Source organism: Caballeronia sp. ATUFL_F1_KS39, assembly GCF_023630985.1.
Lineage (GTDB): Bacteria > Pseudomonadota > Gammaproteobacteria > Burkholderiales > Burkholderiaceae > Caballeronia > Caballeronia zhejiangensis.
This window is the reverse complement of record NZ_JALQDZ010000004.1, coordinates 193,476-213,244: the sequence shown is the minus strand read 5'-3', so window position 1 is coordinate 213,244 and position 19,769 is coordinate 193,476. Positions and strand designations below refer to the sequence as shown.

The window sequence follows — 19,769 nt, the reverse complement described above, 5'->3', positions numbered from 1 at the left end:
GGCGTTTTACCAGCTTTTCGCGCGCCGCGCCGGGCAGGTGCGCGACGGCCGGAATCAGCCTTCCACGATGTCCAGATAATCTTCCGGACGCGTGCGGTCGTCGGAGCGCTTGAGGCCGAGAACGCGCACGAGCACGCTCACGACGATCGAAACGATGAGGTTCGCGATCAGCGCCCACACCGCCGCGTAGCCCGGCACGACATAGCCGAACAGATGCAGCGGATAGATCGAGCCCTTGAGTTGCAGCGACACGGCCATCCACGTACCGACGCCGATGCCCGTCGCCCAGCCGATCAGCAAGCCGCGATGATCGAGCACGCGCGTATAGAGGCCGAGCACGAGCGCGGGCAGCGTCTGGATGATCCAGATGCCGCCGAGCAGTTGCAGCTGGATCGCGTACGTGAGCGGCAGCGCGAGAATGAACACCACCGCGCCGACCTTCACGATCAGCGACACGAGCTTGGCGACGTTGGTCTCCTGCTCCGGCGTCATGTTCGTGTTGACGAACTCGCGATGCACGTTGCGTGTGTACAGGTTCGCCGCCGCGATCGACATGATCGCCGCCGGCACCAGCGCGCCGATGCCGATCGCCGCGAACGCCACGCCCACGAACCACGACGGGAAGTAGTGCAGGAACAGCGCCGGCACGGCGAAGTTCGCGCCGTAGGCCTTGAAGTACTGCGCGTATTCCGGCATGTCCTTCACGCCCGAGGCGAGCGCCATGTAGCCGAGCAGCGCGAGCAGGCCGAGCACGAGCGAGTACGCCGGCAGAAGCGACATGTTGCGGCGGATCGTGTTGCCCGAATTCGACGACAGAATCGCCGTCACCGAGTGCGGGTACAGGAAGAGCGCGAGCGCCGAGCCGACCGCGAGCGTCGCGTACGCGCTGTAGCCGTTCAGGCTCGCGGCATCGGGCGCTTTCAGCAGCAGCTTTTCAGGCGGCACGGTGCTGAAAATATGGCCGAAGCCGCCGAGCTGCGCTGGAATCACGATCATCGCGGCGATGATGGTGACGTAGATCAGCACGTCCTTCACCACGGCGATCATCGCGGGTGCGCGCAGGCCCGACGTGTACGTGTACGCGGCGAGAATCGCGAACGCGATGATGAGCGGCAGATCGCCGACGAAGCCCTGCGTCGAGAAGCCGAGCGCGCCGATCACCACTTCGATGCCGACGAGTTGCAGCGCGATGTACGGCATGGTCGCGACGATGCCCGTCAGCGCGACGGCGAGCGCGAGCATGCGGCTGTTGTAGCGCGCGTGCACGAAGTCGGCGGCGGTCACATAGCCGTGACGCTTCGCGATGCTCCAGAGCTTCGGAAACACGACGAACGCGAATGGATAAATGAGGATCGTGTACGGCAGCGCGAAGAAGCCCGTCGCGCCCGCGCCGAACACGAGCGCCGGCACCGCGACGAACGTGTAGGCGGTATAGAGATCGCCGCCGAGCAGGAACCACGTGACGATGGTGCCGAAGCGGCGTCCGCCGAGGCCCCATTCGTCGAGCTGGGCGAGATCGCCCTTGCGCCAGTGCGCGGCGATGAAGCCGAGAATCGTGACGCCGACGAAGAAGAGGACGAAGACGAAGGTTGCGGTGGTGTTCATCATCGCGCGCCTCCGTTCTTTCGTCCCGAGGGCAGCGCCTTCGTCTTCTTATAGACGACGGCGGTGATGACGGCGCTGATCAGCACCCACAGCAGCTGATACCAGTAGAAGTACGGAAAGCCCCACAGAACGGGCTCGATCTTGTTGTAGAAAGGCACCCAGACCACACCGATCCACGGAAGGATCAGAAGCCACAGCCAATGCTTGTTGCGCGGTTGTCCGGTGCCGGTCGTAGCTTCGTGAGCCATGAACGGTCTCCTCTTGTTTTGTCGTTATTGCGAGCCCGGCGGGATGCCGGTCGTCGGGTAGACATGCCGCTTGAAGCGCCCCGAAATAACAGAGGGAGTATATGGACCGATAAATAGCGCTCAAATCAGGGAGAATCCCGACTATTCAGATTCCGCTGATTTCTCTGCTTGCTTCTGTGATGGCCGCGAAAGGGCCAGAACGCACGTTCCGGCCCGATGCATGTTCGGTCAGATGGAGAACGAACCCGTCGTCGGGATGCCCGCGCTTTCGGCGAGACCCTTCACCCACTTGCGCGCGGGCAGGCCGAGTTGGGCTTCGATGAGCTTCGCGCGCGTTTCGAGCGCGGCGAATGGCACGTCGAGCGCGGGACCGGCGAAGGCGAGCGCGACGCGATTGCCGTCGTGCACTTCGGGCAGCGCGATCACGCGATGATCGAACGCTTCGTTCAGATGCCGCATGTTGCGCACGAAGCTCGGATGATCGCCGAACAGATTGATCGTGACGACGCCCGCCTCGGGCGTGAGACACGCGCGGCACGCACGATAGAACGACACGCTGTCGAGGACGGGGCCGCGCGCGGTGGCGTCGTAGAGATCGATCTGCAATGCGCCGATCGTGCCGTGGTTCGCGCGATCGTTGACGAACTCCCACGCGTCGCGCTCGGTGACGGTGAGGCGCGCGTCGTCATAGGGCAGTTCGAACATCGCGCGCGCGGCGATCACGACTGCGGGGTTCAGTTCGACCGCTTCGACCTTCGCGCGCTTGAGAAAGCGGTAACAGAACTTCGTGAGCGCGGCCGCGCCGAGCCCGAGCTGCACAATGCGCTCGGGCGTTTCGATGAAGAGCAGCCACGCCATCATCTGCTGCGCGTATTCGAGCTCGATGTGATCGGGCTTCTTCAAACGCATCGCGCCTTGCACCCATTCGGTGCCGAAATGCAGATAGCGCACGCCGCCCTCTTCCGAGAACGTCACGGGCGCGAAGCGCGGCTTGCGCGGCGCCTCGATGCGCGGGGCGTTCGCGAGCTCGTCATCGTCGCGATTGCGCTTCGATTTGGCGTTGTCTTTCTTGCGGCCGAACGCGCGGGCTTCGGCCGACGCGCGCTTGATGAGATTCGTCATTGTGCGGTGAGGATGTCGCGCCAGATGCGCAATTTTTGATCGAACGAGAGGATAGCATTGGCCGCGCTCGACGACGGCAGCACGAGCGTCGCGTAGCCTGCCGCTGCAAGGACGGGCGCGAACTTGCCCGAGGTCTTGCCGTTGAAGCAGACCTTGCGCAAGTTCGGGAAGCGCGTGCGGAACACGGCGAAGTCGTTGGGCGATGCGTTGCGGATCGCGGCATCGAGACTGCCTTCGCGTTCGCACGCGGCGAGTACGTCCCATAAGCCGATGCCGTGCTGCTTCACGCGCGCCAGACGTTCGTCGTAGCTCAGTTCGTGCAGCGATTCCCCGATCGCCGCGCCGACGAGCCGCCAGAACTGATTGCGCGGATGCGCGTAATACTGCGTCGCCGCCAGCGATGCGACGCCCGGAAAGCTGCCGAGGATGAGGGTGTGCGTGGCGTCATCGCCGACCGGTTCGAATCCCGCGAGCTTCATTTCGCCTCGCCGTGCGCGACGCGCTTCGCATGCGAGCTCAGATGTTCGAGCGAACGCGCGTGTTCCCAATGGTGCTTTTTCGCGGCTGATACGTCGAGGCGCGTCCAGAGCGCATCGAGCATGCATTCGGTGACCATCAGCGGCGCGCCGTGACGCTTGAACACTGATCGCCTCGCGACGAGCGCATGCGCGCTTTCCCCATGCGCCGATGCCAGCCGATGCAGCGGATGCCGCGCGGTGATCCTTCTGCTGACGAGCGCCGAGCGCGACACGCTGCCATCGCTATAAAGCAGTTCGGCAAGCGGACGCGTGCGCAGACGGCGCATCGATTGCCAGATACCCGTGCTGTGCGAAAGCGGCACGACGCTATGCGCGACGACGAACGGCTCGCCATCGACCTTGAGCGTGACTTCGCGCGTCCAGACGGGCGTGCGCGGCGTGACATCGAGCGCGCGCCATTCGTCGCGCCACGGCATATCGACGGCTTCGCGCGTCACTTCGACCGTCACCGCGCCGAGCGTGCGCAGATGCGCGGTCAGCGAGCCGCCGCGCGTGAGCCAGTCCTTTTGAGCGTCGGTGAGCGAGGCAAGCGGGACGACGCGCCAGTGTGCGTCGATGGGATCGTTGGGCGTGAGCATGCGGCGGATTATAGAGGCACCCGCTATTCGGACGTTTCGGCTGGAATTGCTCGCCATCCACGGATATAAGGGGATTGGCCGCGAACACTGCATCACCGAGGCGCGGCGTCCAGACGAAGAATGAATGAAACAAGACTATGACAATCAACAAGAAACAGTCGTCGAAAGCAGTCACCGAGATCGCCGAAAAGACATTGCATGATCCGCACGCATCGAAGATTGCGAAGAGCTTCGCGGGATCGGTTCTCGCGCAGCGCCACACGAACAAACAGACCGGCGCGGCAATGGAACACAAGGCATCGCAAGCATTGAGAAGCCCGAAGTATTCGGAAGAGACCCGAAGGATGGCGGCATCGCTCATCGCTCAGTCGAACAAGGAACGCAAGAGCAAGTAAAAAACGCGCCGCCGGTTCCCCGGCGGCGCGTTCATTCAAATCACCTGCAAGGACTTACCGCGCAAGCAACAACGCGTTCGTGCGCTTCACGAAGCTCGCCGGGTCCTCCAGCGCGCCGCCTTCGGCCAGCAACGCCTGATCGAACAGCAGATGACACCAGTCGACGAAATTGGCGTTATCCGCATTCAACGACTTCACCAGCGGATGCTCAGGATTCACTTCGAGAATCGGTTCCGCTTGCGGCGCGTTCTGCCCCGCTGCCTTCAGCATGCGTTGCAGATAACCGCTCATGTCGCCTTCATCCGCGACGAGACAGCTCGGCGAATCGGTGAGACGGAACGTGAGGCGCACGTCCTTCGCCTTGCCTTCGAGCGCTTCCTTCATCTTCTCGACGAGCGGCTTCATTTCCTCGCCGACCTTCTCTTGCTGCTGCTTTTCCTCGTCGTCGAGCGCGCCGAGATCGAGGTCGCCGCGCGCGACGCTCTGCAGCGGCTTGCCATCGAACTCATTGAGGAACGACAGCATCCACTCGTCGACGCGGTCCGTCAGCAGCAGCACTTCGACGCCCTTCTTGCGGAACACTTCGAGATGCGGGCTGTTCTTCGCGGCCTGCCAGCTATCGGCGGTGACGTAATAGATCTTCGTCTGCTCGGGCTTCATGCGCGCAACGTAGTCCGCGAGCGACACGTTCTGCTCGTTGCTGTCGTTGTGCGTCGATGCGAAACGCACCAGCTTCGCGATGCGCTCGCGATTGCTGAAGTCCTCGCCGATGCCTTCCTTCAGCACTTGCCCGAACTCGTTCCAGAACGTGGCGTACTTCTGCTTGTCGGCGTCTTCGGTGGCTTCGGCCGAAGACGTCGCGAGCTCTTCGAGCATCGACAGCACGCGCTTGGTCACGCCTTCGCGAATCGCCCTCACGTCGCGGCTTTCCTGCAGGATTTCGCGCGATACGTTGAGCGGCAGATCGGCGGAATCGACGACGCCCTTCACGAAACGCAGATACGCGGGCAGCAGTTGCTCGGCGTCATCCATGATGAACACGCGCTTCACGTAGAGCTTCAGTCCGCCGCGATGCTCGCGGTTCCACAGATCGAACGGCGCGTGCTTCGGTACGTACAGCAGTTGCGTGTACTCGCTGCGGCCTTCGACGCGGTTATGCGTCCACGCGAGCGGCTCGTCGTGATCGTGCGAAACGTGCTGATAAAACTGCTTGTACTGCTCGTCCGTGATGTCGTTCTTCGGACGCGTCCAGAGCGCGCTCGCCTGGTTGACGGTCTCGTCCTCGTCCTTCGAGACCATCTCGCTCTTTTCGGCGTCCCACTCTTCCTTCTTCATCAGGATGGGCAGCGCGACGTGATCCGAATACTTCTGGATGATCGACTTCAGACGATGCGTCGACAGGAACTCGTCCTCGTCCGCGCGCAGATGCAGCGTGATGGTCGTGCCGCGTTGCGCGCGCTCGATGTCCTCGACTTCGAAATCGCCCTCGCCCGCGCTCGTCCAGCGCACGCCCTCGTTCGCCGCAAGACCGGCGCGGCGCGTCTCGACCGTGATCTTGTCCGCGACGATGAAACCCGAATAGAAGCCGACGCCGAACTGCCCGATGAGCGCCGCGTCCTTCTGCTGGTCGCCGGAGAGCTTCGAGAAGAATTCCTTGGTGCCCGAACGTGCGATCGTGCCGAGGTGCGAAATCGCTTCGTCGCGGCTCATGCCGATGCCGTTGTCGTCGATGGTGACCGTGCGCGCGGCTTTATCGAACGACACGCGGATGCGCAGATCCGGATCGTTCTCGTAGAGCGCGCTGTTCTCGATGGCTTCGAAGCGCAGCTTGTCCGCGGCATCGGATGCGTTGGAAATCAGCTCGCGCAGGAAAATTTCCTTGTTGCTGTAGAGCGAATGGATCATCAGATGCAGAAGCTGCTTCACTTCTGCCTGAAAGCTCATGGTTTCTTGCGCCATGTCGGTTCCTCTTTGATTTCGTTGATGCGGATGCGTTGGCCGTGTTGGCCGAATTCGTCCGATATAAGGGCGCGCCGCTCGATTTCAAGAGCGATGTGCACGCCGTTATGATGCCTGCATGCACCGCACCGCCCGCGCACTCACACCCGGCGAGATCGACATCGCCCGTTCGATCTTCCGCGACGCCATCGACTATTCGCGGGTGCGCGTGCACGCGCGCGCCTATCTGCCGTTCGGCCTGCAGCCGCGCCGCACGGCGATGGCGCCGAACGGCAACCTCTATTTTCCGCGCGGATGTTTTCAGGACGACTTCTCCGCCTGCGACATCGCCGACCGCATGTGGTTCATCCACGAGATGACGCATGTCTGGCAATTCCAGCTCGGCTATCCGGTGCGGCTGCGCGGCGCGATTCGCATCGGCCTGCGGTATGCGTACACGCTCGCCGATGACAAGCGCCTCTGCGATTACAACATGGAAGCGCAAGGCAACCTGCTCGCGGATTATTTCGCGCTCAAGTTCTGCGACGGGCAAAACCGCCTTTACGAGCATCGCTACCGGCATACGCCCGGCGCGCTCGCGCTCTATGAGACCGTGCTCGCGGAGTTCATCCGCGCGCCCGCCGCGCGCCGCAATCTGCCAAGGCTTGCCGGACGGCGCCGCTAGGCGCTGCGCCGCGCGGCCTTTTCCAGATAGTTCGACAGCAAGGCGGGCAAGGCCGGATCGCCGCAATTGGCGATGTTGAAGCGCATCCACGTCGTCGGAGACTGATGCGGCGAAAACAGGCTGCCGGGCGTCAGCAGAAAGCCGGCTTCGTGTCCGGCTGCCGCGAGTCCATCGGAATCGATGCCCGCGTCCGCCCACAGGAACATGCCCGCCGCAGCCGGCGGCGCGAAAAGTCTGAGGCCGGTTTTTTCCAGCATGCGCGCGGTCTTGTCGCGCACGCCGTCGAGCCGGGCCCGCAGCCGCTCGACGTGACGCCGGTAATGCCCTTCCGTCAACACCTTGTAGACGACGCGCTCGTTGAGCTCGGGACTCGTCATGCCGACGAGCATCTTCTGATCCGCGAGCGCTTTCGCGACTTCCGGCGCCGCCGCGATATACCCGACGCGCAGATTCGCCGCGAGCGTCTTCGAAAAGCTGCCGAGGAAGATCACGCGCTTCAACTGATCGAGCGATGCGAGGCGCGTCGCGGGAAAGCCAGCGGGACACAGATCGCCGTAGACATCGTCCTCGACGACGATGAAGTCGTATTCCTGCGCGAGTTGCAGGATGCGGTACGCCTGCGCCGCCGTCAGCGACGTGCCGGTCGGATTCTGCAGCACCGAATTGATGATGAGCATCTTCGGCCGCCAGGTCGCGACGAGCGTCTCCAGCGCATCGAGATCGGGGCCGTCGGGCGTGTACGGCATGCCGACGAGCCGCGCGCCTTGCGAAGCGAAGCGGCCGAACATCTGAAACCACGCCGGATCGCCGACGATCACGGCATCGCCCGGCTTCACATAGAGACGAGAAATGAGATCGATCGCCTGCGTGATGCCCGACACGAGCACGATCTGCCGCGCCGCCGACGCGCCGATCTCGAGTTCCTCGAGCCGCGTCTGCAACTGCTGGCGCAGCGGCAAAAACCCTTGCGGCGTGCCGAAGCCCAGCATCTGCGCCCCGCTCTGGCGCGACAGCGAGCGCAGCGCGTTGGTGATCAATTCGCCGTCGAGCCAGCGGCCCGGCAAATAGCCGAGCCCCGGCCCTTTTTCAGGACTGGACGTATGCAGCATGTTGCGCAGCAGCCAGACCACGTCGATGGTGTTCTGCACCGGCTCGCGATCCGCCGCGACGGCGGGCGTCTCGCCCTTCGCGACGAGCGTCGGCGCGATGCGCTCGCGCACGTAAAAACCGGAGCCGCGCCGCGAATCGAGATAGCCGTGCGCGACGAGCCGCTCGTACGCCTCGACCACGGTAAAGCGCGACACGCCTTTATCCAGCGCGAGTTTGCGGATCGACGGCATCCGCATGCCCGGACGAAACACGCGCTCGTCGATGCGCCTGCGCCCCCATTGCACCAGTTGATCGACGAGCGTGAGCTGCGCGGCGTCGTGCGGGGCGGGAATCTGATCGAGCGGAACGGACATGCGGGCCTCCGGTCTGCGGCGCGCAGCGTGACTGGGCCGTCAAAAAGTGTACCGAATAGTATGGGGCCGATTGTACCGTTACTGTTCCGGTGCAAGCGGCTACATTTTGCTTTCGGGCTGCGCGTCGCGTGCGAACGAAGCGCTATGCTATCGGCCCTTTTTATCGCTTTGCCCGTCATGACCGACCATCGACTGAAACTCGATCACCTCGTAATCGCCGCACGCACGCTGGAAGAAGGCGCGCAGTTCGTCGCCGCGAAATTCGGCGTGGAAACCGCGCCCGGCGGCGCGCATCCGCTGATGGGCACGCATAACCGGTTGCTGAATCTGTGGGGCGGCGCGTATCTCGAAGTGATCGCGATCGATCCGGCGGCGAATGCGGAAGCAGCGCGGCCACGCCTTTTCGCACTCGACGATCCGTCGATGCAGCGCCGCCTCGACGAGCACGGACCGCAGCTCGTGCACTGGGTCGCGCGCGTGGACCGGCCGAAGTCGCTCGCGCGCTGGCGCGAGCAGTATCCGGAGCGCATCGCGCCCGTCGCGGCGATGTCGCGCGCAGGCAATACCTGGGGCCTGACCGTACCCGACGACGGCGCGTTCCCCGCGTGGCAGGGCGCCGGCGATGGCGTGCTGCCGTCGCTGATTCAGTGGGACACGCCGCGTCATCCGAGCGGCGCGCTGGCGGAAACCGGCATCGCGCTGCGTTCGCTGACGGGGTTTCATCCGCGCGCGCGGGCCGTGGCGGAGCAGCTCGCGTGGCTCGGCGCGGCGCATCTGATGCGCGTCGAGGAGACGGCGGGCGCGCCGGTGCTCGTCGCGCAGTTCGATCTGCCCGATGGCACGACGCTCACGCTCGGCGAATCGGCGGAACAGGCCGAGGCGCGGGCGGCATCGAAGCCACGTCGCCCGAAGAAAACGGATTCACCCGACATGACCGACCACGGAGACACCGCACAATGAAGACCCGCGAAACCGAAGGCATGCTGCTCGGCCTGATCGGCGTCGTCATTTTCAGCCTGACGCTGCCGATGACGCGCATCGTCGTCGCGGAAGTCAATCCGATCCTGAACGGCCTCGGACGCGCGCTCGTGGCGGCCATTCCCGCCGCCGCGCTGCTTTTGTGGCGTCGCGAAAAGCTGCCGACGTGGCCGCAGGTCAAGAGCCTCGCGGTGGTCGCGCTGGGCGTCATCATCGCGTTTCCGGTGTTTTCCGCGTGGGCGATGAAAACCGTGCCCGCGTCGCACGGCGCGGTCGTGAACGGCCTGCAGCCGCTGTGCGTCGCCATCTATGCCGCGTGGCTCTCGCACGAGCGGCCGTCGAAGGCGTTCTGGGCGAGCGCGATCGCGGGCAGCGGGATCGTCGTCGCGTTCGCGTTGCAGGCGGGCGGCGGCGGGCTGCAGGCCGGCGACCTGCTGATGCTCGTCGCGGTCGGCATCGGCGCGCTCGGTTATGCGGAAGGCGCGCGGCTCGCGCGTCAGATGGGCGGCTGGCAGGTCATCTGCTGGGCGCTCGTGCTCTCGGCGCCGTTCCTGCTGCTGCCGGTCGGCTGGCTCGCGTGGGCGCAACTGTTCGGCAGCCACGCGACGCATCCCGAACCGCTCGCTCTCAAGACCTGGCTCGCGTTCGGCTACGTGACGCTGTTCTCGCAGTTCATCGGCTTCTTCGCGTGGTACGCCGGACTCGCGATGGGCGGCATCGCGCGCGTCGGGCAAGTGCAACTGCTGCAGATCTTCTTCACGATGGCGTTTTCCGCGCTCTTCTTCGGCGAGCACGTAAGCGGGTCGACGTGGCTGTACGCGGCCGCCGTCATCGTGACGGTCGTGCTCGGGCGCAAGTCCGCCGTGCGCGCCGCGCCGCAGCCGGCCGTGGTCGCTGCCGGCACGACGCACGCAAGATGACGCCTTCGCGCGATAATCGACGTTTGCGGTACGTTCCGCGATAAGAAATCACCCCAGAGACAATCGAGGCATTTCATGAATCAAGCCGATCTCCGCGCCACGCCGTGGCAACTCTCCGAACGTGCTCGCAAGCTCACCAGTTCGGCGATTCGCGAAATCCTGAAGGTCACGGAGCGGCCGGAAGTCATTTCGTTCGCGGGCGGCCTGCCCTCGCCGGCGACGTTCCCCGTCGAGGAAATGCGCCACGCCTCCGAACGCATCCTGCGCGACCAGCCCGCCGCCGCGCTCCAGTACAGCGCGACCGAAGGCTACATGCCACTGCGCGAGTGGATCGCGAAGCGGTATTCGGTGAACGGCGCGCATATCCGTCCGACGCAGGTGCTCATCACGACGGGCTCGCAGCAGGCGCTCGACCTGCTCGGCAAGACGCTCGTCGATCCGGGCAGCCGCGTGCTCGTCGAAACGCCGACGTATCTCGGCGCGCTGCAGTCGTTCTCGCTATTCGAGCCGCACTACGTGCAGGTGCCGACCGATGAATCGGGCCTGATCCCCGAAGCGCTCGACGCCACGCTCACCGCGAACGCGCGCCTGCTCTACGCGCAGCCGAATTTCCAGAACCCGACCGGCCGCCGCCTGCCGCTCGAACGCCGCCGCGCGCTCGCCGCGCTGGCTCAAAAAGCGTCGTTCCCGGTGATCGAGGACGATCCCTACGGCGCGCTGGACTACGCGGGCGCGCCGCTGCCCACGATGCTGTCGATGGCGCCCGATCACATCGTGCATCTCGGCTCGTTCTCGAAAGTGCTGGCGCCGGGCCTGCGCGTGGGCTACATCATCGCGCCCGAGGAGTTGCACTTCAAACTCGTGCAGGCCAAGCAGGCGACCGACCTGCACACGCCGAGCCTCACGCAGCGCATCGTTTATGAGGTGGTGAAAGACGGCTTCCTCGACACGCACGTTCCCAAGATCCGCGCGCTCTATCGCGATCAATGCAACGCGATGCTCGACGCACTGGAACGCCACATGCCCGCGGGCGTCGAATGGAACCGGCCGGAAGGCGGCATGTTCGTGTGGGTGAAGCTGCCGCAACACATCGATTCGATGAAGCTGCTCGAACAGGCGATCGCGCAGAATGTGGCCTTCGTGCCGGGCGGCCCGTTCTTCGCCAACGAAGCCGAACACAACACCATGCGTCTTTCGTTCGTGACGGTGCCGCCCGCCACGATCGACGAAGGCGTCGCGAAGCTCGGCGCGCTGATCCGCGCGAGCATCTGATTTCAACGTTTAGAGGAGCAACCGATGGCATCGAACGTGTACGACAAGCTGAAGGAACTCGGCATCGACCTGCCCGTCGCGGGCGCGCCCGCCGCCGCTTACGTGATGAGCGCGCAGAGCGGCAACACGGTGTATCTCTCCGGACACATCGCGAAGAAGGACGGCAAGGTCCACGTCGGCAAGCTCGGCGACAACATCACGACGGAAGAAGGCAAGGCGGCGGCGCGCAGCGTCGCCATCGACCTGATCGCGACGCTGCACGCGCACGTCGGCGATCTGAACAAGGTCAAGCGCATCGTCAAGGTGATGAGCCTCGTCAACTCGACCTTCGATTTCACCGAGCAGCACATCGTCACGAACGGCGCGTCCGAGCTGATCGCGGAAATCTTCGGCGATGCCGGCAAGCACGCGCGCTCGGCGTTCGGCGTCGCGCAGATTCCGCTCGGCGCGTGCGTCGAGATCGAGCTGATCGCGGAAGTCGCGTAAGGCGCGCTTTCGCTTCTGCATGGAGGCGAACCAACGCCTGCACCAATGACAACGCCCCGTCTCCGGACCGCGAGAACGGGGCGTGCGTCACGTCACTTCATGTGAGTCTTACTTTGCCGGACGGCCGAAGCTCTGGAACTCGAGGTCCAGCCCCATCGGGCGCACCACGGCGACGCGGAAGGTCAGCGAATCGTATGCCGCGGCGGAGACGCCCTTCAGATCGGTGATAGTCGATCGCCAGCGAGATCGCGTACTTCGCATTGTCGACCGTCGAAGGTGAAACGCCGACGAAGCGGCTTGCCGCCGCATTGGTCGCTCGCGCCCGGCGCCAGACCGCAACGTGAAGCGCGGACCGCGGCCTTTCACAGACCGCGCCGGAGTGTATTGGGGGCAGAATGGCCCTTCCATCGAACTCATTCCCAAACCATGTCCTCACGCACCGTCCAGTTCAAGCAGGTCGATGTCTTCACAGCCGTTCCATTCAAGGGCAATCCGCTCGCGGTGATCTTCGACGCCGAAGGCCTCACGGCCGAGCGCATGCAGGAAATCGCCCGCTGGACGAATTTGTCGGAGACGGCGTTTCTCCTGCCGCCGAACGATCCGCGCGCCGACTACCGCGTACGCATCTTCACGACGGCAGTCGAACTGCCGTTCGCCGGACATCCGACGCTCGGCAGCGCGCACGCGCTCATCGATGCCGGTTACACGCCGAAGACGCCCGGCCGGCTCGTGCAGGAATGCGGCGTCGGACTCGTGGAGCTCGCGCAACGCGGCGATACCAATGGCGATGCCGATGGCGGCGAGTGGGCGTTCGCCGCGCCGCCCGCCACCATCGCACCGCTTTCAGATGCGCAGTGCGAGCGCCTCGCCGCCGCACTCGCGCCCGCCGTAATCGATTTCAGTTCGCCGCCCGCCGCCTTGGACAACGGCGTGCCGTGGCTCGTCGTGCGCGTGAAGGACGCGGCGCAGTGTTTCGCGACGTCGCTGCAAGGCGCGGCGCGCGAAACGCTCGCGGCGCTCGTCGCCGAGGTCGGCACGCACGGCATCGCCATGTATGGGCCGCACGAAGCCGGCGGACCCGCGACGTTCGAATTGCGCGTGATTCTGCTCGGCGCGGAGAACATCGAAGATCCGGTGACGGGCAGCGCGAACGCGGCGCTCGCGACGCTGCTGCGCGCGCGGGACCAGCGGCCCGGCCAGCGCTTCACGGTGAGACAAGGCACGGCGCTCGGCCGCGATGGCCGCGTCAGCATCGAATATGACGATGGGGCGGACTGCGCACCGATCTGGATCGGCGGCGCCTCGGTAACTGTGATCGACGGCACATTCCGCATCTGAAACAATGACCTACGCGCTGCCCGACGCCGCGCGTATACCCCCAAGCGCGGCCCCTTTCTTAATCCCGGCGGCTTCGTTAATATCTGAACAATCGGGGATCGGAACGCAATGGCGGTTCACATCGGCGGGCGACAGGCGTCGTGAGGGTGAGCCGCTCGCGCCGCAGCGCAAACGTATGCACGCGACGACACCGGATGCTCGCCGTCTCGCTCATGCCGGGCTTCGGGCGCTGCAGCGGCAAACGGCTCGCCGAACGGCCGTCGCGCGCGGACCTGAGGTGGATCGAGATGTGGATCGGGTCTCGGAGAAAATATCCGCCGATCATCCGCTGTGCGCCGCGCGCGGTATATTCACTCGTTTCGGTCGAACGCCTCAGAACATGCATCGCTTCATCCACCTCGCGCAGTCCGCAGCACGCAAGGCGCCACGCGACAGAGCGCCGACGGACACCCCATGAAGCGCACGCGCTCCCACGCCTTTTCCGACACCGTCCTCGGCGCGCCGTCGGCGCGGCGTCGGCGCGCGCTTCTCGCGATTCCCGTGCTCGGCACCTTCGTGCTGGTGCTGCTGTGGGCGGTGATCTTCGCCCGGCTGTCGGTCGAGCGCGAAGCGACCACGCATGAGTCGATGTCGTCCGCCGCCATTCTTTCGTCGGCGCTCGAACAGCACACCATCAAGGCGATTCACCAGGTCGACCAGATCACGCGCTTCGTCAAATACGAGTACGAGAAGTCGCCCGACAACTTCGATCTGATCGCCACCGTCGAAAAAGGCGTCGTGCAAAGCGACACGCTCGTGCAGGTTTCGCTGATCGACGAATACGGGACGCTGATCGCCAATACATCCGATCCGCATCCGAAACCGATCGATCTCTCCGACCGCGAACACTTCAAGGTCCACGCGCATTCGAACGACGATCTGCTCTACATCAGCCGCCCGGTGCGCGGGCGGGTATCCGGGCTCTGGACGCTGCAGATCACGCGGCGGCTCAATCATCCGGACGGCTCGTTCGCGGGCGTCGTGGTCGTGTCGGAAGACCCGGCGTATTTCACGAACGACTTCTACAACGTCGCGTCGATCGGGCACGAAGGCGTGATCGCGGTCGTGTCGGACAACGGCTCCGTGCTCGCGCGCAGCACGGGCGGCAGCCTGGCCGAGAGCGCCGCCGCGAATGCCGCCGCGAGCGCCCCGGCGAAAGGCAGCGCGCGCAGCGGCCCGGCCGATCGCTCGCACGCCGCGTTCAGCGCGACCGGCGTGTATCCGACGACCGATCACGCGTCGGGCATCTACGTCGATCCGATCGATCACGTGAAGCGCATCGTGTCGTACCGGCATATCGACGGCTATCCGCTCGGCGTGCTCGTCGGCCTGTCCGAGCGCGAGGAGATGGTCGACTACAACCACACGCGCAATGTCTATCTGCTGATGGCGAGCTTCATTTCGCTCGCGATGCTCGGCTTCTTCGCGGTCGCGACGGGCCTCATCGGCAAGCTGCTCGGGCGCGAGCGCGAGATGACGCATCTCGTCGAATACGACCTGCTCACCGGCCTGCGCAACCGGTATTCGACGCTGCGCGCGCTCAGGCTCGACGTGGCGCAGCCGGAAAACATCGGGCGCCTGGCGCTGCTCTTCATCGATCTCGACAACTTCAAGACCGTCAACGACACGCTCGGCCACAACGCCGGCGACATCGTCCTGCAGATGACCGCGTCGCGGCTCGCCGAAACGGTCGGGCAAAGCGGCACGCTGTCGCGCATCGGCGGCGACGAGTTCGTGGTCGTCGTGAAGGGCGACGACGTCGAGCAACGCGCCGTCACGCTCGCCGACGACATCTCGACGATGTTCGCCACGCCCTTCGACGTGCGCGGCAGCGCGTTCGTGCTGCATGCGAGCATCGGCATCGCGCTCTTTTCCGTGTCGAACGAGAGCGAAATCGATCTGCTGAAGAAGGCCGATCTCGCGATGTACAGCGCGAAGGACGCGGGCCGGAACTGCTATCAGTTCTATTCGCCGCAGTTGTCGCATCGCGCGGACCATTTGATGAAGTGGGAGCAGCAACTGCGCGTCGCGTTGACGGAGCAGCAGCTTTTCCTCGTCTATCAGCCGAAGATCGATCTGACGCGCCGCTGCATCACCGGTTTCGAGGCGCTCGTGCGCTGGAATCATCCGCAGCACGGGCTCATTCCGGCGAACGAGTTCATTCCGGTGGCGGAATCGACAGGACTGATCGTCGCGGTCGGCGATTTCGTGATTCACACCGCGTGCATGGAGCTCGCGCAATGGCAGCGCGACGGGTATACGGGACTGTCGCTCGCCGTGAACATTTCGGCCGTGCAGTTCTGGCGCGGCGATTTGCTGGAGACGGTCGCGCGCGCGATCGAGGCGAGCGGCATTCCGCCCGACAAGCTGGAGCTCGAAATCACCGAGACCGTGATGGTGGAGTATCCGGAGCTCGTGCAGGAGAAGATCGTCGCGCTGAAGCGGCTGGGCGTGCGTATCGCGCTCGACGACTTCGGCACGGGATATTCGTCGCTGTCGTATCTGAACCGCTTTTCGGTCGATACGCTGAAGGTGGATCGCTCGTTCATCCAGGCGATTCCGGAAGATCGCAGCGTCTGCGTGATGGTGTCGGCGATCGTCAATCTGGCGCGCTCGCTCGGGTTGACGGTGATTGTCGAAGGCACGGAGCGCGAGGAGCAGATTGCGTGGCTCGCCGCGCTCGGGCCGGTGGAAGCGCAAGGCTTCCTGTTCTCTCGCCCGGTGCCGGCGGATGGCGTGCAGGCGCTGCTCGACCGTTTCGGCGTATGCGGATGGCCGCGCGGACACGCCCCGCGATCGCGCAAGGACGCCGGCCACGAATCGAGCACCGCGCTCAGCGACGAGCGCGGCGTTTAAGCGACGGGTCGAATCAGAAGCCGCGCGAAAGAACCGCCGTGCCGATCGTCACGACGCCCAGCACGAGATTGATCACGACGAGCCTTCTCACGGTGCCGACCGCCCTCGCGCCATCGGGCCAGTTCTGCGCCTGCACCGCGCGGCGGATGCGCGGAAAAACGGCGAAGCGGATGTGACCGAAGATCAGCATCATCACGATGCCGAGACCGGCCATCGCGTGCAGCGGCCACGCCGCATGACCGCCGCCGAATTGCATGAGCAGGAAACCGCCGGTGAGCAGGATGACGATCACCGAGGCGCCCACCCAGTTGAAGAAGCGCGCGAATACCGACTCCCAAAGCGGAAGACGCAGTTGCGGCGTGAGATCGCCGAGCGCGGGACGCAGGCAGAAATGCGCGAAGATCATTCCGCCTATCCAAACGGCGACGCCGAGCAAATGCAGAAAGAGCGCCGCTTCGATGGCTTTGTTCATTGTGTATTCCGGGGCTGATTTGAGTTGTTGAGTACGTGCAGGCACAAGGCATAGGAATACGCGCGGAGTGTGGAGTTCCCCGCCCGGCCGATTTTGTTCGACGATGACAGCGTGGCACGCGAAAGAATCAGATTATTCGTGACCCTAAGGATCGCGCGAATGGGATATGTTTTGCCGATGCCTCATGCCAGTCCGAGGCTTGCCTTAGTGACGGATATCGGCCGCCGGGCAGCTTTCCCGCCCCGGCTTCGCCGAGCGCCGCGGTGGACCGACGACGATCTGCACATTGCGACCAAGGCGCGCGAGCAGTTCGAGCATCTTCGCCTCGCCGAGCCCGCGAAACTGGCCACGCATCAGCTGCGAGAGCTTGGGCTGACTGATGCCAAGAAGCGTTGAAATGATTGATGTCTGAATCTCGCGAACGACAGACGATAAAAAGCCCGCACTGAGCGGGCTTCATGCTGTCATGGAGCGCGCGCGGCGCCCCATTGAAACATCACCCCTCGAACACCGGCCGCAGCTCCGTCACCTTCAACGACGAATCCGGCGCCCTTCCCTTTCTCGATCGCTTGCCGAGATGCAGTTGCAACTGCGATCCGCTGAGCTTCTCGTCCCTCACCTTCCCGCCGCGCCCGGTGCCGATCATCATCACGCCGCGCGCATCGATGGCGAGCGCCTGGCGCAGCGTTTCCTTCGGATCGAGGCCCATCAGAATGACGCCGCGACCGCCGCCCGACAACGTCTTCATCTCGTCCATGCCGAAGACGAGCAGTTTGCCTGCGCTCGACAAGCACGCGACATAGATTGCGCCCGGAATGACGGGCATCGGCGCGAGCGGTGCCGCGCCTTCATCGATCGTCATGAACGCCTTGCCGGCCTTCTGGCGGCTCACCATGTCGCCGAGCTTCGCGATGAAGCCGAAGCCGTTACTCGATGCCAGCAGCAGTTGTTGTTCAGCATTCGCCGCGAAGTAATGCAGCAGATGCGTGCCCGATTCGAGCTCGATCAGCGACGTCACCGGCACGCCATCGCCGCGTCCGCCCGGCAACGCCGAAACCGGCACCGAATACACGCGACCCTTGCTGCCCCACGCGACGAGCGAATCCGGCGTGCGCGCCTGGAACGCGGCGTACAGCCCGTCGCCCTGCTTGAACGTGAAGCCCGCCGGATCGAGCCCGTGGCCCTTCAGCGCGCGCACCCAGCCCTTCTGCGACACGACCACCGTCACCGGTTCGTCGACGACACGCGCCTCGAACGTCGCGCGCTTCTCCTGCTGAATCAGCGTGCGGCGATCGTCGCCGTACTGCTTCGCGTCCGCTTCGATTTCCTTGATCAGCACGCGCTTCATCGCGGCGTCGCTGTTGAGCAGTTCTTCGAGCTTCGTCTTTTCGTCGCGCAAGTCGGACAACTCTTGTTCGATCTTGATCGCCTCCAGCCGCGCCAACTGACGCAGGCGGATTTCGAGAATGTCTTCGGCCTGCCGGTCGGAGAGATTGAAGCGCGCGATCAGCGCCTGCTTCGGTTCCTCCGACTCGCGGATGATGCGGATGACTTCATCGATATTCAGGAAGACGATCATTCGTCCTTCGAGAATATGGATGCGGTCGTTGACCTTGCCCAAACGATGCTGCGTGCGCCGCGTCACCGTGACGAAGCGAAAGCCGATCCACTCGTGCAGGATCTCGACGATGCCCTTCTGACGCGGCCGGCCATCCGAGCCGATCATCACGAGGTTGATCGACGCGTTCGATTCGAGGCTCGTGTACGCGAGCAGCGTGTTGACGAACTCGGTCTGATCGATACGGCTCGACTTCGGCTCGAACACGAGCCGCACGGGCGCGTCCTTGCCCGACTCGTCGCGCACGGCGTCGAGCAGCGCGAGCATCGACTGCTTGGTCTGCACCTGCTCGGGCGTGAGCGTCTTCTTGCCGAGCTTGATCTTCGGATTCGTGAGTTCCTCGATTTCCTCGAGCACTTTCTGGCTCGACACGCCCGGCGGCAATTCCGTGATGACGACCTGCCACTGGCCGCGCGCGAGATCCTCGATCTTCCAGCGCGCACGCACCTTCAGGCTGCCGCGTCCGGTTTCGTAGGCCGTCGAGATTTCCGTCGGCGATGAAATGATTTGCCCGCCGCCGGGGAAATCCGGTCCGGGCAGTTTCTCCATCAAGCCCGCGTGGCCGATCTTCGGATCGCGGATCATCGCGACAGCGGCTTGCGCGACTTCGCGCAGATTGTGCGACGGAATTTCCGTCGCCAGCCCGACCGCGATGCCCGATGCGCCGTTCAGCAACAGGAACGGCAAGCGCGCGGGCAATAGCTTCGGCTCTTCGAACGAGCCGTCGTAGTTCGGCATGAAATCGACCGTGCCCTGATCGATTTCATCGAGCAGCAAACGCGCGATCGGCGTCAGACGCGCTTCGGTGTATCGCATGGCCGCTGCGCCGTCGCCGTCGCGCGAGCCGAAATTGCCCTGGCCGTCGATGAGCGGATAGCGCATCGAAAAGTCCTGCGCGAGACGCACCAGCGCGTCGTACGCCGATTGATCGCCGTGCGGGTGATATTTACCCAGCACGTCGCCGACCACGCGCGCCGACTTCACCGGCTTGGCGTTGGCCGCGAGGCCCATCTCGCTCATCGCGTAGAGAATGCGGCGCTGCACGGGCTTCTGTCCATCGCACACGTCGGGCAGCGCGCGGCCCTTCACCACGCTCACCGCGTAGTCGAGATAAGCACGTTCGGCGTAATCGCCGAGCGTCAGTTGTTCGCCGTCCGGTGCAGTCTGTTCGGCGAAGAGATCGTCTGTGATTCCCATCGAATGTCCGTGTTAATGCG

18 protein-coding genes are annotated in these 19,769 nt (G+C 64.4%); 8 read left to right on the top strand and 10 right to left on the bottom strand.

Annotation, left to right across the window (positions count from 1 at the left end; translation table 11 throughout):
- Positions 1-54 precede the first annotated feature (54 nt).
- From mctP to NCR93_RS04490, 5 genes are all read right to left on the bottom strand, one after another.
- Positions 55-1,605 carry a monocarboxylate uptake permease MctP gene (gene mctP, locus NCR93_RS04510; RefSeq protein ID WP_008350706.1) on the bottom strand — a complete coding sequence of 517 codons (1,551 nt, stop codon included), beginning with the start codon at positions 1,603-1,605 and terminating at the stop codon, positions 55-57.
- Positions 1,605-1,853 (bottom strand): DUF3311 domain-containing protein, encoded by a 249-nt coding sequence (locus tag NCR93_RS04505; protein WP_008350708.1) that lies wholly within the window; start codon positions 1,851-1,853, stop codon positions 1,605-1,607. The genes mctP and NCR93_RS04505 overlap by 1 nt, the downstream gene beginning before the upstream one ends.
- Before the next feature lie 228 nt (positions 1,854-2,081).
- Entirely contained in the window at positions 2,082-2,975 is an 894-nt protein-coding gene (locus tag NCR93_RS04500) for a class I SAM-dependent methyltransferase (protein WP_175981856.1), read from the bottom strand.
- A complete protein-coding gene (locus tag NCR93_RS04495; protein WP_175981853.1) occupies positions 2,972-3,454 on the bottom strand; it encodes a DNA-deoxyinosine glycosylase in 483 nt (160 codons plus the stop codon). Before NCR93_RS04495 ends, NCR93_RS04500 begins: the two co-directional genes overlap by 4 nt.
- Positions 3,451-4,092, bottom strand: coding sequence for a chorismate--pyruvate lyase family protein (locus NCR93_RS04490; RefSeq protein WP_175981851.1), 642 nt, complete (start codon positions 4,090-4,092; stop codon positions 3,451-3,453). The genes NCR93_RS04495 and NCR93_RS04490 overlap by 4 nt, the downstream gene beginning before the upstream one ends.
- A 137-nt stretch (positions 4,093-4,229) precedes the next feature.
- Between NCR93_RS04490 and NCR93_RS04485 the strand changes: the two genes are divergently transcribed.
- Positions 4,230-4,487 carry a hypothetical protein gene (locus tag NCR93_RS04485; RefSeq protein ID WP_034471270.1) on the top strand — a complete coding sequence of 86 codons (258 nt, stop codon included), beginning with the start codon at positions 4,230-4,232 and terminating at the stop codon, positions 4,485-4,487.
- A 54-nt stretch (positions 4,488-4,541) separates the two neighbouring features.
- Here the strand turns inward: NCR93_RS04485 and htpG are convergent, their stop codons facing one another.
- Positions 4,542-6,446: a molecular chaperone HtpG gene (gene htpG / locus NCR93_RS04480; RefSeq protein WP_175981849.1), complete on the bottom strand. Its 1,905-nt coding sequence runs from the start codon at positions 6,444-6,446 to the stop codon at positions 4,542-4,544.
- 118 nt (positions 6,447-6,564) lie between these two features.
- Here htpG and NCR93_RS04475 point away from each other — a divergent pair, with 118 nt between their 5' ends.
- Positions 6,565-7,110 (top strand): hypothetical protein, encoded by a 546-nt coding sequence (locus NCR93_RS04475; protein ID WP_034471272.1) that lies wholly within the window; start codon positions 6,565-6,567, stop codon positions 7,108-7,110.
- Here NCR93_RS04475 and NCR93_RS04470 read toward each other — a convergent pair.
- Positions 7,107-8,573, bottom strand: coding sequence for an aminotransferase-like domain-containing protein (locus tag NCR93_RS04470; RefSeq protein ID WP_034471274.1), 1,467 nt, complete (start codon positions 8,571-8,573; stop codon positions 7,107-7,109). The two genes, NCR93_RS04475 and NCR93_RS04470, sit on opposite strands and share 4 nt — an antisense overlap.
- Before the next feature lie 177 nt (positions 8,574-8,750).
- On the opposite strand from NCR93_RS04470, the gene NCR93_RS04465 reads away from it, so the two are divergent.
- The 6 genes from NCR93_RS04465 (at position 8,751) to NCR93_RS04440 (ending at position 16,462) form a co-directional block, all read left to right on the top strand.
- Positions 8,751-9,533, top strand: a complete 783-nt coding sequence (locus NCR93_RS04465; RefSeq protein WP_239295189.1) for a VOC family protein — start codon at positions 8,751-8,753, stop codon at positions 9,531-9,533.
- Complete coding sequence (locus NCR93_RS04460) at positions 9,530-10,471, top strand: DMT family transporter (protein WP_008350719.1); 942 nt, start codon at positions 9,530-9,532, stop codon at positions 10,469-10,471. The genes NCR93_RS04465 and NCR93_RS04460 overlap by 4 nt, the downstream gene beginning before the upstream one ends.
- 75 nt (positions 10,472-10,546) lie before the next feature.
- A complete protein-coding gene (locus NCR93_RS04455) occupies positions 10,547-11,743 on the top strand; it encodes an aminotransferase-like domain-containing protein (RefSeq protein ID WP_008350720.1) in 1,197 nt (398 codons plus the stop codon).
- A 24-nt stretch (positions 11,744-11,767) separates the two neighbouring features.
- The gene (locus tag NCR93_RS04450; protein WP_008350722.1) at positions 11,768-12,229 is read left to right on the top strand and encodes a RidA family protein; all 462 of its coding nucleotides are present in this window, start codon (positions 11,768-11,770) and stop codon (positions 12,227-12,229) included.
- Positions 12,230-12,655: 426 nt separating this feature from the next.
- Positions 12,656-13,567: a PhzF family phenazine biosynthesis protein gene (locus NCR93_RS04445; protein WP_175981845.1), complete on the top strand. Its 912-nt coding sequence runs from the start codon at positions 12,656-12,658 to the stop codon at positions 13,565-13,567.
- 453 nt (positions 13,568-14,020) lie between these two features.
- Positions 14,021-16,462, top strand: coding sequence for a bifunctional diguanylate cyclase/phosphodiesterase (locus NCR93_RS04440; protein WP_034471280.1), 2,442 nt, complete (start codon positions 14,021-14,023; stop codon positions 16,460-16,462).
- 13 nt (positions 16,463-16,475) lie between these two features.
- Here NCR93_RS04440 and NCR93_RS04435 read toward each other — a convergent pair whose 3' ends face one another.
- From NCR93_RS04435 to parC, 3 genes are all read right to left on the bottom strand, one after another.
- The gene (locus tag NCR93_RS04435) at positions 16,476-16,934 is read right to left on the bottom strand and encodes a CopD family protein (RefSeq protein ID WP_008350729.1); all 459 of its coding nucleotides are present in this window, start codon (positions 16,932-16,934) and stop codon (positions 16,476-16,478) included.
- Positions 16,935-17,138: 204 nt separating this feature from the next.
- Positions 17,139-17,333, bottom strand: coding sequence for a helix-turn-helix domain-containing protein (locus tag NCR93_RS31895; RefSeq protein ID WP_277621788.1), 195 nt, complete (start codon positions 17,331-17,333; stop codon positions 17,139-17,141).
- 97 nt (positions 17,334-17,430) lie between these two features.
- Complete coding sequence (parC, locus tag NCR93_RS04425; RefSeq protein WP_008350732.1) at positions 17,431-19,749, bottom strand: DNA topoisomerase IV subunit A; 2,319 nt, start codon at positions 19,747-19,749, stop codon at positions 17,431-17,433.
- Between the last annotated feature and the right edge of the window lie 20 nt (positions 19,750-19,769).